We start from the raw sequence: 15,047 nt of genomic DNA on the forward strand, positions 1-15,047 counted from the left end.
GGCCATCAAAGGATAGCAATCTTCTGCACCGAGCCCTCCGCGGTAACGGTGTACAGTCCGGGAGCGATGCCGGTAGTGATTACCGGCTTGCCCGGCTCGACAACCTGCCTGCTGATCGTCTTGCCTTCGAGGGTACGGATCACGACTTCCCCATTACCTTTCAGGTTTTTCAGGTAAAAATGATCCGCTGCCGGGTTGGGATAAGCGACGATCGCCGAGCCGGCATTTTTAACTGAAACAATGCTTGAATACGCGAAAGTACCGTCGAAGTCGAGCTGTTTGAGTCGGTAGTAACTGTTGAAAAGCGGACTTTTGTCGATGAAACTGTAATCGCTTCCGTTATTGCTGTCGCCGTGGCCGGCTACAAATCCTACCTTTTCGAAATGGCTTCCGTTCCAGCTGCGTTCCACCTCGAAACCCTTGCTGTTGCTTTCAAAACTGGTTTTCCAGGTCAGGTTGTTTTGGTCGCCTTCGCTGCTGGCTGAAAACGAGACGAGCGTAACCGGTAGCACAATCACCACTTCCTTTTCGGTAGTCAGTACAAGGCCCGGGACAGCGCTGCTGGTAACCGTGGCGTAATAGATGCCATTTTCGGATGCGAGATAGGTGTTATCGCCGGTAATCGTCGCGATCAGCACATTATCCTTGAACCACTTATAAGTATTGTTGGCAATAATTCCGCCTGCTTGTGCAGTGAGTAAGGTCAGGCCCAGCATGCTGACGTCAAGTTTAATGGGAGATTGACGCCCGTACCAATCTATCCGGCTGATATTCAAATCCAGACCGTCGAAATTGAAAGCATTAGACTCGATATTGACAATGGCTGAAACCGGTATTCCCGACAGATCTGGAATAGGTCCGCCGAGTGTGCCGTTGTAAATCGTGCAGCAATTGAAATAACCCAGCCCTAATGTTTTCAAATTTACCAGGTTATTGAATGAAGCCGGGATGCCGCCTGTAAATGTGTTGGCGCCGGTCAGGTTAAGGTATTCGAGTTGGGTAAGATTGCCCAGTTCAGGTGGGATGGGGCCCGAGAACTGCTGATAGCCCAAATCCAGGTGTTTCAGATTGACCAGATTGCCCAGCGTGCTCGGAATAGCACCGTCGACAGAGCCATGATACTGCAAGTCCACCAGGCTGCAACTCAGGTCAAGGTAAGTCAGCTTGGTGAGATTGCCCAGGCTGGAAGGCAATGGACCCTGCAACGGGAATCCGCCGACCCATGGCCAATCGCTAACCTTACCACTGAGATCCAGGTATTCCAGGTTGGTAAGGTTACCGATTTCCGTCGGAAGAGGAAGGTATTGGGTGTTACCGGGAAATTGGTTATCGACGATCATCGTCCAGTCGACAATGAACGTTTTCAACTGATCCAGATTGCCGATCTCCGGCGGTATGCTTCCGTCGAGCGCGCTTCCCTGAAGGTTCAATCCGGTTACGCGTCCGCCCTCGCAGGTGACGCCCCACCAGCCGCAAGGGCTGTCACCGGGGTTCCCGGCAGGGTTCCAGCCGGCTTTCTGGATCCATTGGGGGCCATTGCTGGAATTGTAAAGTGCAATCAATGCCAGGCGGTCCGATTCGAGGGAGCCTTGCCCGTAGCTTGTAAAAAAGGCGGATAGGAAGATGACGAGTAAAAGGTGTTTCATAGCTCTTAGTTATCAGTTTTTGCGGGAGAATTTCAATGCTTATCATGCAATGTTACAAAAATGTAAACATTGGATACAAAAATCAAATAAACAATTGGTAATGTATTCATTAAGCTACGCGCGGCCCGGCGATTGAAAAAAAACAGGTAGGCATCGTGGAAGTGCGGGTAATTGGCTAACCGTTTGAGCTACTATTAAAAGTATAGAATAGTATAGATCCAAAGTATTTTAAGTTATTGTGATAAAAAGTGTCACTATGATACTTATTTATAGCATTTTGTCGTCATACCGTTACATGAACCATTGATCGCATCAATCGAAAAATATTTTTTCTTAAAATAGTATAGAATAGTATAGGTTAATCAAAAATTGTGTTCTTTTGATAAAAAATTAGACATAGTGGTTGTATCGGGCGGCATCCGGAGGCTGGCCAGTACAGTTCGTGTTTCACTTTTATATCCCTTTCGAACATGGTTTTTTCTACCCGCTTTTCTCCATTGCTTCTGGCCGCGCTGCTATTTTTCAGCGCACTCGCGGTCAGGGCCCAGGTACCGGTTTCGGGCCGGGTAACGGATGCTTCCGGCCCGCTCGTCGGTGTGAGTGTGATCATCAAGGGTGCCAACGGCGGCACTTCCACCAACACCGAAGGCCAATTCACGATTAATGTGCCTTCTGCCGATGCAATCCTCGTTTTTTCTTACATAGGTTATATTCCCCGCGAAATACAGGTAGGCAGACAAAGCAAGCTCGATGTGCTGCTCGAAGCCGATACCAAAGCGCTGGACGAAGTGGTGGTGGTAGGGTACGGGACTAAAACCCGCGCGGACCTCACCGGCTCGGTTTCGACGATCAAAGGCTCTGAACTGGAAAAATCGCCCGCCAGCAACCTCACCAACTCCATTGCAGGCCGCGTGCCGGGGCTGATCGCCAACACCCGGAGCGGCGAGCCGGGTAATGATAATGCCGAAATATTCGTGCGCGGAAAAGCGACGCTCGGCAGTACCGGTGCGCTGGTCGTGATCGACGGTATTCCCGACCGCTCCGGCGGTTTTGCGCGGCTCAATCCGGCGGATATCGAGTCGTTTACGGTAATCAAGGACGCTACGGCGGCGATTTACGGGGCACGGTCGGCCAACGGCGTGATCCTGATCACGACCAAGCGCGGGCAAGCCGGCAAACCGGTGCTGTCCATCGGTACCAACTGGTCGCTCACGCAGGCGACGCGCGTGCCGCAAATGCTGAATTCGTACGAATATGCATTGGCTACCAACGAGTACGACCGCATGATTGGCCAGAACCCTACCTGGCCCGACGCTTCCCTGCAAAAATTCCGCGACGGCTCCGACCCGCTCTCGTTCCCCAGCACCGACTGGTGGGACGCGACCATGAAAAAGCAGGCATTGCAACATAACCAGGTCATTTCGCTCCGCGGCGGTACCGATAAGGTTACCTATTTCCTTTCGGGCCAGTATCAGAAGCAGGACGGCATTTACAAAAGGGATGCGGCCTATTACAAGCAAGCCCAGGCACGCGCCAACGTGGATATTGCCGTGACCGATAACCTGAAAATCGGGGTGGATGTGCTGTACCGCAACGAATTCCGCAATTCGGCCGTGGGCAATTACAATGCCGGGGCGATATTCCGGGAGTTGTGGCTCGCTTATCCGTACCTCGTTCCGGTGTATCCCAACGGGCTCGTGGGGCCGGGGATCGGCGGCGGACCCAACAACAGCATGGTGTATATTACCGGCGGGGAAGCCGGTTACAACCGGAATACCAACGACTTTTTGCAAACCAAGACCTATTTCAAATGGGACTTGTCGAAGGCGGTCGATGGCCTGTTCGTGGATGGGTATTATGCCTATGACCTTACTTTTTCGAAAACAAGGTCATTTACCAAAACACCGCCGCCCGCTTTCCGTTACGATGGCGCCACGGGGAACTACATCCAGATCAATTCCGCCATTAAACCGAGCTTGTCGGAGCTGCGGGGTACGTTGAAACAAAACCTGATGAACATCCGGCTGGGCTATAACAACCGTTTCGGCGACCATTCCGTGGAGGGTTTTGCGGCATACGAGCGTTTCGAAGGCAATGCCGACGAGATCAGCGCATTCCGGTCGAACTTCCTCAGCAACTCCCTCGACCAGCTCTCGGCGGGCAGCCTGATCGGCCAGCAGAATAATTCCACCGCTGCGCAAACGGGTCGTAACAACTTCATTGCGCGTGCTTCCTACGGTTTCAAGAACAAATACCTTTTTGACTACAACATGCGTTACGACGGCTCGCAGAACTTCCCGGAAGGAAAACGCTACGGCTTTTTCCCGGCGGTTTCGGCGGCATGGCGCATTTCGCAGGAGGATTTTTTCAATGCAAAAAGCATTACCGAGCTGAAATTGCGCGGCTCGTGGGGGAAGACGGGTAACGACAACGTTTCCGCATTCAACTACATCCAGACCTATCTCCTGGGAACGGGCTTCGGCTACTCGCTCGGGCCAAATGCGTCGCAGGTCAGCTCGCTCGTGCCCGGCCCGACGCCGAACCGCGACATTACCTGGGAAGTGGCTACCACCACCGACGTCGCGCTCGACGCGCAGTTCCTCAAAGGCAAACTGGGCGTGACGATCGACTATTTCCGCTCCATGCGTACGGGCATTCTCATCACGCGCAGCGAGTCCGTACCCGCATACACAGGCGTGACCCTGCCCAACCAGAACCTTGGAAAAGTACTGAACCGTGGTATCGAGCTGGAAGCCTACTATAATGGTACCATCGGCTCGGAGTTCGGGTATAACATCAGGGGGAACCTCACTTTTGCCCGCAACAAGGTGATATTCATGGACGAGGCTGCGAGTGTACCTTCCTACCAGCGCAAAACCGACATTCCGATCGACTCATGGCTCGTATACGAATCGAACGGCTTGTACCAGAACCAGGCGGAGATTGATGCCAGTCCGCACCCGGCCAACACGGCGCCCGGCGACATCCGCTACAAGGATATCAATGGCGACGGGGCAATTAACGGGCTTGACCAGGTGCGGAAATCGTCCGTGCGTACGCCGCAGCTGATCTACGGCACGTCGCTGGGTTTTTCTTGGCGGAATCTCGACGCTTCTGTGTTCGTGCAGGGACAGGCGATGGCGCAATCGTACCTCGCACCGGCCGGGCTGAATATGGCGAAGGAGTTTTTTGATGGACGCTGGCAGAAAGAGGGTGATAACCAGTTTCCCCGCAATTTCAATGGCCCTACCGGCGCGTCGAGAGGGGTGAATACGCTTACTTCCGATTTCTGGCTGCGCAATGCGTCGTTCGTGCGGCTGAAAAACGTGGAACTGGGTTTTACGGTGCCTTCCGGCTTGTTGAAAAAAGCCAAAATGCACAGCGCGCGGATCTATATCAATGGCAGTAACCTGTTCTCGATAGACAAATTCGGGCCGTCGTTTGACCCTGAAATTCCCAACAACACCGGTTACTACTACCCGCAGCAGCGCGTCGTGAACCTGGGTGCCAATATCAGCTTCTAACCCTTACCTTTTAACTCATGAAAACTCAAACCAATTATAAAACGCAATCCGCCGTTCAGGCTGCCAAAAGCATGGCGGCCTGGTCAGGAAAGCTGCTTGCAGGCATTTCCCTCGCCGCTGGAATGGTCTTCCTGAACTCCTGCAGGGATGTGCTCGACCTGAAACCGCTCAATGCCTATTCGGAGTCCGACGTATGGACCGATCCGAACCTGGCCCAGGTGTTTGTGAACGGCATTTACGACCAGACCGTGCTCGCTTACAAAGACGGCGGCTTCGGCTGGGGTGCGCAGACCGACGAGCTGTACGGTAACTTCAACTGGACCAACGAAAACAGTTACGTGCAAGGCGAAGCGACGCCCGATAACCAGACTTCCTCTTCCCTGAACCGCTGGGGTGATCTGTATTCGTCTGTCCGCAATTGCAACGTATTTCTCAAAAATGTAAGTCAGCTGGACACCGCTTCCAACGGCCAGGCCGTGCGTAACATGCGCGGGGAAGTGCATTTCCTGCGCGCATTGGCCTATTTTGAATTATTGAAACGCTTCGGCGGTGTACCGCTGATCACCAAAGTGTATGATGTGAACGACAAGGCTTTCAGCGAAAAGCGTGCTACCTGGACGGAAACGAAGGAGTTCATCCTGGCGGACATTGAACAGGCGACGAAGTTGCTCCCGGCTACCTATTCGGCCGACCTCGACAAAGGCCGGGCTACGACAGGAGCTGCCCTGGCGCTCAAATCGCGCTTGTTATTGTATGCGGCGAGCCCATATTTCAATACTTCGGGCGATAAAACACTCTGGCAGCAGGCCAAGGCGGCCGCCAAAGCGGTGATCGATTTCAAAGAAGTGTCGTATGCATTGTATGGTAATGCGGGCAATGGTACCTATAACAAGACGTACCTCGATTTTTTCAACCCGGAAGTGATCTTTGCCCGTGTATACAGCGGCCTCGTGAAGGCCGACCGGTACAATACCGTCAGCCGCGACCTCAGCCCGAACGGCTACGAAGGGTACAGCGCTTACAATGTGATCCAGCAAATGGTGGATGCATTCGAAATGGCCGACGGAACTCCTTTCAGCTGGACGAACCCGGTACATGCTAAAAATCCCTACGCGAATCGCGATCCAAGGTTTTATGCAACCATTCTGGCCAATAACCAGCCGTTCAAAGGTCGCTCCACGCAGTTTTTCGAAGGCGGGGACGATTCGCCGCAAAGCCCGTATTCGCCCTGGAATGCTTCGAAAACGCGTTATGTGATGCGCAAAATGGTGGATGAGTCGGTGGACTGGCAGAAGCAGGACTATGCCGCTTCGCAATGGGTCGGTTTCCGGTTATCCGAGATTTACCTGAATTACATGGAAGCCTGCGCCGCATTGGGCGAGGACGGGGAAGCGCTTACTTACCTGAACAAACTGCGGTCGCAAAAAGCAGGAATGCCGCCGGTGAATGCTTCGGGCACCGCATTAATGGACAAGATCCGGCAGGAGCGCCGCATCGAACTTTGCTTCGAAGGGCACCGGTATTTCGATATCCGCCGCTGGGGCATTGCCGAGACGGGTTCGAAAGATGCATTGGGGGTGATCATCACAAAACAAACCGATGGGACATTCACCTATCAATCGGCTGTCGTGCAGAAACGGGTGTGGCAACAAGCCCTGTATTTCTACCCAATCCCGAGGACCGAATTGCAGCGGAACCCGGCATTAACCCAGAACCCGAATTATAATTAAATGTCAGCCTGAGCGGGCGGCCCCGTCCGCTCAGGCTGACATAAGAGGATATTTTTAAAAACATTGTATTTTAATCCAAAAACAAAAGGAATGATCAGATTCATCGCAGCTGTTTCCATCTGGCTCGCCACTCAGCAGGTTGGTATGGCGCAAAGCGAAACGTTACGGTTCCGGTCGACGGACGCGGCATTGCAAACGGCGTTCGACCGGGCGAAGGAAATGGCCCTGAGCCATCGCGGCAATCCGGCCGATCCGGTAGGCGACTGGTATGAAGCCGCATTGCCTTCGCGTTTCGCGTTCTGCATGCGGGACGTGGCGCACCAGAGCATGGCCGCCGAAATGCTCGGGTTGGGCAACGCGAACAGCAATATGTTTTCCCTTTTTGCCAAAAACATTTCCGACGGTAAGGACTGGTGCTCGTATTGGGAAATTAACAAGGAAGGCAAGCCCGCGCCGGAAGATTACCGGAACGACGACGAGTTCTGGTACAACCTCAATGCCAATTTCGATGTGATGAATGCCTCCTGGAAGCTCTATTTGTGGACGGGCGACAAGCGGTACATTAACGGCCCCGAGTTTGCGGATTTTCATCGGAAATCGGTCCGCGAATATGTGGACCGCTGGGTATTGCAGCCGGACTCGCTGCTTTCGAGGCCGCTCCACCCGAATGCGCATGCGGCTTACGACGATAAAGATTCCTTCCACCGCTGCCGCGGGCTGGCGTCCTATTCCGAAGGCGTGCATGACCTGAAAATGGGCGTCGACCTGATCGCGGCACTCTCGCGCGGAATGCAGACCTACGCGGATATGCTCCGCGTGCAAGGCAAAACGACGGAAGCGGCTACTTTTGACAAGAAAGCCGAACAATACCGCCGGCATATCGAGACCCAATGGTGGAGCGAAAAAGAGGACAAATATTTTACCTACTATTCTTCCAAAGGCGCATTTGGCTATACCGAAGGCGAGACCTTCCTGCTCTGGTTCGACGTGTTGAAAGACACGACCCGCACCCGCAAAACGATCGATCAGATCCTCGCGCGCGACTGGAACATGGAAAACCAATCGTATTTCCCTTATGTGCTGGGACAATACGGTTATCCCGATCAGATCCGCGGCCAGATACTCCATTTGACCGATCCAGCGACCAAGCGCCGCGAATACCCGGAAGTTTCCTATGGAGCGGTACAGGGTATCATTCAGGGTGTTATGGGCATCGATGCGGATGCGCGGGTGAACAGGATCACTACTTTCTTCAACGGCCGGGCGGAGGATACACATACGATAGAGAACCTCCCCGTTCTGCAACAGACCATTTCCGTTACGGAGAGCGCCAAAACCGCATCGCTAGCCAATGCCGGCCGCGGCCCTTTGCAATGGCGGGTGATGTTTGCCGGAAAGCACCCGTTTATCACGGTAAACGGGGCGAGACGGAAGGCAAGCCAGATGGTCGTGAAGGGCTCGCGGACAGTTTCGTACCTGGACGTGGCCGTCCCGGCTGATCAGCAAGTCACCGCGCGGGTTGAGTGATCTTTGAGGTTGTACCAAATGTGTGACAGTAATTCGCCCAATCTTACGCATTTCGATGCAACCTCATTAGTCAATAAATAACTTTTTTAGCTTTACGCAGTAATGACCGCCGAATGGAGAGCATATTTGATAAAATAAAGGAATTGCGGGAGGTAACGTCCTATTCCAAACACGACCAGATCGTCACGGGGATCATCAATGCCATCGACCAGAAGATCGTGTCACCCAATGATTTGCTGCCGTCGGTGAACCAGATGATCCAGGAGCTGAACTTCTCCCGCGAGACCATCCGGAAGGGGTACGGCGAACTGGTGGACAGGGGAGTGGTCGAATCCAAAAACCGGATCGGGTATTATGTGACCAATGCCCAGACCGACCAGTTCATGAAAGTGGCCCTGATCATGTATAATCTCGATACATTCGAAGAACTTTTTTACCGGAATTTCAGGCAGGAACTGGGGAAGAAAGTGCATCTGGACGTGTTCTTCCACCACGGCAGTATCGATGTGCTCGAAAGTACATTGTTCCAGATCAAAGGAAAATACGGCATGTACGTGGTAGCGCCGATCCCGCACCGCAGGACGAAGGAAATCCTGGAAACCGTTCCGCGCAGCAACCTGCTCATATTCGACCGGTTTGAACAGCTCGATGGCGAGGTGAGCTACATCGCGCAGGAATTCGAGCGTTCCACCTACGCGGTGCTCGAAACGCTTGCGGATAAGATCAGGGAGTTCGACGAGTTTATTTTTTATCATTCTCCCAAATCCCTCGACCCGAAGGAAATCGTGTCGTCGTTCAAGCGGTTTCTGCATGATTACGCCATTAAGGGGCAGATCGTGAGCGAGTTTGTGCCCGGTTCGGTCGAGAAAGGGAAAGCCTATTTCACGCTCGACAACTATACGATGTGGTCGATCCTGAAAGAATGCAAGGGCAAAAAGCTCACAATGGGTGTGGACGTCGGGCTGCTGTCGGTCAACGACGAACCTGCCAAGGAGTTTGTGGACATCACCACGTACTCAACCGACTTTGCGCTGATGGGCAAGCTTGCCGGGCAGTCGATTATGCAAAAGCAGCGGATTCAGGTGATCCTGCCCAATGTGCTGATCCGCAGAAAAACCTTGTGACGGTCCCATGCGCGAAAAAGTGGCCCTCAGCGGTGTCGATGCCGGCATTATCGTGCTTTACCTGGCCATTCTGGTTGGGGTAGGGCTTTATTTTTCCCGTAAACGGCGCATCGAGACTGCTAATGACCTATTCCTCGGCGGCCGGTCTTTGAAATGGTATAATGTCGGACTATCCATTTTCAGCAGTAATGTGAGCCCCGTAATGCTGGTGGGTTACGGCGGCATGGCCTACACTACCGGCATGGTCGCGGCCAACTTCGACTGGCTCGCCTGGTGGTTCCTGCTGCTGCTGGCGATGGTATTTGTGCCGCATTATTTTGCCACGAAAGTGAGTACCATGCCCGAATTCCTGCTTAGGCGCTACGGGCAGCGCTCGTTTACTTTTCTGACTTACTATTCCATGATTTCGACGCTCATCGTTTCGGTGAGTTTTGTGCTGCTTACGGGCGGGCTCGTGATCGCGCAGCTGCTCGATGTGCCTTTCTGGATGGCGGCGGTAGGAGCTACCGTGCTCGCCACGAGCTTTACGGCCACAGGCGGTCTCGGCGCCATTGCCAGGACGGGCGTGCTGCAATCCGTCGTGGTGACGGTCGCGGCATTGATCGTCGGGATAATCGCCATCGACCGCATTGGCGGCATCGGGGAGGTGGTGAGCCGGTCGCCGAAGGAGTTCTGGACGATTTTCCGCCCGTCCGACGACCCCGTATACCCCTGGCACGCGGTATTGCTCGGTTATCCTGTGGTGGGAATATGGTATTGGTGTACCGATCAGACCATCGTCCAGCAAACCCTCGCCGCCAAAAGCATTCAGCACGGCCAATATGGTACCATGCTCATGGCCGCCCTCAAAGCCCTGGTACCCTTCATTTTCCTGCTACCCGGCATTTACTGCTACATTCTGTTCCCTAACCTCGCCAACCCCGACCACGCTTACCTCGTGATGACGGCCAATCTGCTGCCTGTCGGGCTCGTCGGCATTACGCTCGCGGCGCTCATCGCGGCATTGGTATACGACGTTGCGGTGGGAATCAATGCATTCAGTATGGTCTTTTCTTTGAATGTTTATTCCAAAATCATCGACCCTAATGCGTCGCAACGGAAACTCCGAGCTGTCGGGCGAATGGTGATCATCGGCTCGTCGTTCGTCGCGATGATGATGTCGATCCTGCTGTCGACCGTCGACAAGGGGCTTTTCGATCTCTCGCAGGCTGTCGGCACTTACCTTGCCCCGCCGCTCACCACCGTGTTTTTGATGGGTGTGATTTGGAAAAAGGCGACCAGTCGCGCCGCTAACCTCACATTATACCTGGGTACGCCCCTGTGCCTGTGCGCAGGCACCATGCAGCTCACCGATTTTCCCCATAAAGCATTCTGGCCGCATTTCATGTTGCTTACGTTCCTGCTTACGGCATTTCTGATGATTTTCATGGCTGTAATCTCCCAGCTTTTTCCCGGGAAACAAACTACCGCATCGTTGCCTACCCTGGGGGAAACTTACGCTTCCCAGCCGCATTACGACCGCCGGAAGGTATGGCTGGGCTGGGCTTGCATTGGTGTGCTGATGGGGTGCCTTTATTTTTTATTCAGGTAATAACGGGTTTCCCGGATAGATTTTGTGACCGTCAGGCTTTCCTTATCGCCTAAATACAGTCACATGTTTTTCAAAAGAACCAAGCTTGCCCTGCTCCACGCCGCCACCCTGGGCGCGACATTGTCCACACCTGTTTTCAGTCAGCAGCAACCCGTCGTGATCGACGTCAACCTGGCCAAGATAAAAGCCCCGATGCAGCCTATCTGGGCATTTTTCGGCTACGACGAGCCTAATTACACCTATATGAAGGACGGGAAAAAGTTGCTGACGGAAATCTCGCAATTCAGCAAAGTCCCCGTGTATGTACGTGCGCACAGCCTGCTCGTGACGGGCGACGGCGAAGCGGCGCTTAAATGGGGCTCCACCAATGCGTACACGGAAGATGCCCAAGGAAAACCGGTGTACGACTGGAAGATCGTCGATAAAATTTTCGATACCTACATCGAGCGGGGCATGAAGCCCATTGCCCAGATCGGCTTCATGCCGCAGGCGCTTTCCTCTAAACCCGAGCCATACCGCCACCACTGGAAGCCGGGTGATAATTACAACGATATTTACCTGGGCTGGGCCTATCCGCCCAACGATTATAACAAATGGGCGGAGCTGGTGTACCAATGGGTAAAACACTCGGTAGCCCGCTACGGCAGGAAGGAAGTGGAAAGCTGGTATTGGGAGCTTTGGAATGAACCGAATATCAGTTACTGGAAAGGCACTGTCGACGAATATATTAAACTATACGACTACACCGCCGACGCCGTCAAGCGCGCATTGCCTACCGCCAAAATAGGCGGGCCGGAAGTGACCGGTCCATCCTGGGACAAGTCCGAGGCATTCATGCGAAAATTCCTCGACCACGTGACCGCCGGTAAAAATTACGTGACCGGAAAAACCGGTACGCCGGTCGATTTCATCACCTACCACGCCAAAGGCGCGCCCAAAATCGTGGAAGGCCATGTGCAGATGAACATGGGCACGCAGTTGCGCGATCTGGACAAGGGTTTCGAGATCGTAGCCTCTTACCCGGCGCTCAAAAAGCTGCCGATCATCATCGGCGAATCCGACCCCGAGGGCTGCGCGGCATGCTCGGAGGATGTGAGCCCGCAGAATGCCTACCGCAACGGTACCATGTATTCGAGCTACACGGCGGCGTCTTTTGCCCGCAAATACGAGCTCGCCGAAGCGCGGGGCGTGAACTTGTTGGGCGCGGTGAGCTGGTCGTTCGAGTTCGAGGACCAGGCATGGTTCCGGGGGTTCCGCGACCTCGCTACCAATGGCGTCGACAAGCCGGTACTGAATGTGTTCCGGATGTTTGGCATGATGGAAGGAAACCGGGTGGAAGTGAAGCAAAATTTGGCCTATGATTTCAAACGGGTAAGGGACGAAAGCATTCGCAAAGAGGCTGATATCAATGGTATTGCCTCCAAAAGCGCCAACTCGGCGGCGGTTATGGTGTGGAACTACCACGATGACAATGTGCCCTCGCCGGATGCGACCGTGAAAGTGTCGGTACAAGGGTTGCCGGCGCAGAAAATGATGCTGTACCACTACCGCATCGACAAGGAAAACAGCAATTCTTACGAAGCCTGGAAAGCCATGGGCTCGCCCAAACAGCCGACCGCGGAACAGATAAGAACACTCGAAAAGGCAGGGCAGCTCGCATTGCTCACCTCGCCGCAATGGATCGAACCGAAGAATGGCACTGCAACCGTGGAAATGCAGCTGCCACGCCAGGGCGTGTCGTTGCTGCATTTCAAGTGGTGAGGGAAATTAGTGATAATTACCTCATCAAATACACATTAACACTCTTCTTTACCTCTTCCAATGTCCTTTCGGGTTTTGGATAAATGGCCGGAACCGGCTGTTTCGAGAAGGTTTGCAAATACAATATCCACGCGTCGCGCCACCATAACGCTTCCTTGTATTGCTTCGCAAGGCGGCCGGTCACGTCGGCGTGGATTGCGGGATCGATGGCGGTTTGCGCGCCGTCCCACTGTTTCTGCATCCAAAGCACCGAATCGGCGCCGGTGTAGAACCGGTGGCACAGTTCGTCCCAGAGGATTCTGCCGGAACTGAGCTTTTTCGACCAAGGAACGTGGTGAAACCAAAGCAAATATGGGAGCGGACAGGTTTCCGCATTTTCCCAGGCGCGACGCACTTCCGGCCGGTATTGTTCCAATGCATTGCTGCCGCTTGCCGTCCTGTCGAAGCCCAGGCCCAGGCTGTCGGCGCGGTGGTAATAGATGGCCGTCCAGTCGGGGCGGGAGCTGCGGTTTTGCCAGGGCTCGGGTGCGTAGTGGCTGCCCGTCCAAGGCCGCGAAAGGCCGAGCGGCGTATTGTAATCCACATAAATAGCCCGTGACCGCAGCATGATGTCGCTGACCGTGGCAACGGCTTTGGCATGAGTGGTCAGGGTGAGTTGCGTCCACTCGCGGGCGATGGCTTGCGCGCTGAGCGTGTGGTCCCAGGCCAGGCGCCCGAATGCGTACCAGTTGGCCTGCGCCATCGGGTGGCCGGTCCAGTTCCGGTCGGAACCGGTATTGGCCACACCGGCCACGCAGGTCAATGGATAGTTGTGCAACGAACCGTCCACGATACGGGCCACCGTCGAGCCTTTGCCGTTCACATAAGTATCCGAATCGAGGCATTCTTTAAAAATAGGCGCTTCGTAAACCCAATGCGTCGCGAAACCCGTGTATTCCTGCGTGAGCTGGAATTCCATGCCGAGCGGCGTGCGTGGCATGTTGCCGAACAGCGGCGAGAACGGCTCGCGGGGCTGGAAATCGATCGGGCCATTCTTGACTTGCACGATCACGTTCCGGGCAAACTTTCCGTCGAGCGCGGCAAATTCGTCGTAGGCTGCTTTGAAACGATCAGCATTAGGATCGGCCTTGTAAACGAATGCCCGCCAGATCACGACGCCGTGGAATGGCGCGAGGGCTTCGGCGAGCATATTGGCGCCGTCGGCATGGGTACGCCCGTAATCTTGCGGGCCGGGCTCGCCTTCGGAATTGGCTTTGACCAAAAAACCTCCGAAATCGGGGATAATGCCGTAAATCTCTTTTGTTTTTTCCGTCCACCATTTTCGCACTTCCGGATCGAGCGGATCGGAGGTCTTCAACCCGCCCAGCGTTTTGGGCGCGGCAAAATGGACGGATAAATAGGTTTTAATACCATATTTTCTAAAAACACCTGCCAATGCGGCCACTTTATGCAGGTACTCGGCCGTCAGGAAGCGCGCGCTGGCATTTACATTGTTCACGACGGTCCCGTTGATCCCGATGGAGGCATTAGCCCGTGCATAATCCGCGTACCGCGGATCGACGGTCTCGGGTAGCTCATACCATTTCCACAACGACGATCCCGCATACCCGCGCTCGATGGTGCCTTCGGGGTTATCCCAATGGTTGAGCATACGCAACTGGACCTTCGGCTTGCTCTGCGTGACGACTTTTTCGACCGGCAAATGCTGTTGTAAATGCCGCAATAACGCAAAGCTTCCATAAAGCAACCCGGTATTCCCCGCGCTTTTGATCACCACATTCCCGCCTTCCAGGCTAATGGCGTAGCTATCGGCGCTGACCGGCGTAACATCGGAAGCGCCGGACAGGCTCAGCCGGATGCCCCGCCCGTTTTTCGGCACGGTTTTGACGATTGGGATGTGCTTGCCGGTCATCGCGCCAATCCCTGTTTGCAGCTCCCTGGCCGCATTATGAACGATATCGCCACTGTCCGAAACAGCTATAAAGCCGAAAGTTTTGGCGTATGCCGCGCGGACTGCCGGGTCGGCGATACGCTCGTAGCGCAGCCAGAGGCGGTAACCGTCGTCAGCGGATGCATAGGTAACGGATAAGGCAATAAGCAAGCAAAGCAGGGGCCAGGTTTTCATTTATTTCAATGGTTAAAAA

Annotated in this window: 8 protein-coding genes; 6 read left to right on the forward strand and 2 right to left on the reverse strand. The window is 54.2% G+C overall.

What is annotated here, in order from left to right; genetic code table 11:
• Nucleotides 1-5: 5 nt before the first annotated feature.
• Nucleotides 6-1,646 carry a T9SS type A sorting domain-containing protein gene (locus BMW93_RS05895; RefSeq protein WP_090374267.1) on the reverse strand — a complete coding sequence of 547 codons (1,641 nt, stop codon included), beginning with the start codon at nucleotides 1,644-1,646 and terminating at the stop codon, nucleotides 6-8.
• 470 nt (nucleotides 1,647-2,116) lie between these two features.
• On the opposite strand from BMW93_RS05895, the gene BMW93_RS05900 reads away from it, so the two are divergent.
• The 6 genes from BMW93_RS05900 (at nucleotide 2,117) to BMW93_RS05925 (ending at nucleotide 12,903) form a co-directional block, all read left to right on the forward strand.
• Complete coding sequence (locus BMW93_RS05900) at nucleotides 2,117-5,170, forward strand: TonB-dependent receptor (protein WP_090374268.1); 3,054 nt, start codon at nucleotides 2,117-2,119, stop codon at nucleotides 5,168-5,170.
• Between the two features lie 17 nt (nucleotides 5,171-5,187).
• A complete protein-coding gene (locus tag BMW93_RS05905; protein ID WP_090374269.1) occupies nucleotides 5,188-6,900 on the forward strand; it encodes a RagB/SusD family nutrient uptake outer membrane protein in 1,713 nt (570 codons plus the stop codon).
• 90 nt (nucleotides 6,901-6,990) lie between these two features.
• A complete protein-coding gene (locus BMW93_RS05910; protein ID WP_090374270.1) occupies nucleotides 6,991-8,427 on the forward strand; it encodes a trehalase family glycosidase in 1,437 nt (478 codons plus the stop codon).
• A 113-nt stretch (nucleotides 8,428-8,540) separates the two neighbouring features.
• The gene (locus BMW93_RS05915) at nucleotides 8,541-9,551 is read left to right on the forward strand and encodes a GntR family transcriptional regulator (RefSeq protein WP_090374271.1); all 1,011 of its coding nucleotides are present in this window, start codon (nucleotides 8,541-8,543) and stop codon (nucleotides 9,549-9,551) included.
• 7 nt (nucleotides 9,552-9,558) lie between these two features.
• Nucleotides 9,559-11,142, forward strand: a complete 1,584-nt coding sequence (locus tag BMW93_RS05920) for an SLC5 family protein (RefSeq protein WP_090374272.1) — start codon at nucleotides 9,559-9,561, stop codon at nucleotides 11,140-11,142.
• Between the two features lie 63 nt (nucleotides 11,143-11,205).
• Nucleotides 11,206-12,903: a GH39 family glycosyl hydrolase gene (locus tag BMW93_RS05925; protein WP_090374273.1), complete on the forward strand. Its 1,698-nt coding sequence runs from the start codon at nucleotides 11,206-11,208 to the stop codon at nucleotides 12,901-12,903.
• 16 nt (nucleotides 12,904-12,919) lie between these two features.
• Here BMW93_RS05925 and BMW93_RS05930 read toward each other — a convergent pair whose 3' ends face one another.
• A complete protein-coding gene (locus BMW93_RS05930; RefSeq protein WP_090374274.1) occupies nucleotides 12,920-15,028 on the reverse strand; it encodes an alpha-glucuronidase family glycosyl hydrolase in 2,109 nt (702 codons plus the stop codon).
• Nucleotides 15,029-15,047: the final 19 nt, after the last annotated feature.

This window comes from Dyadobacter sp. SG02 (assembly GCF_900109045.1).
GTDB lineage: Bacteria > Bacteroidota > Bacteroidia > Cytophagales > Spirosomataceae > Dyadobacter.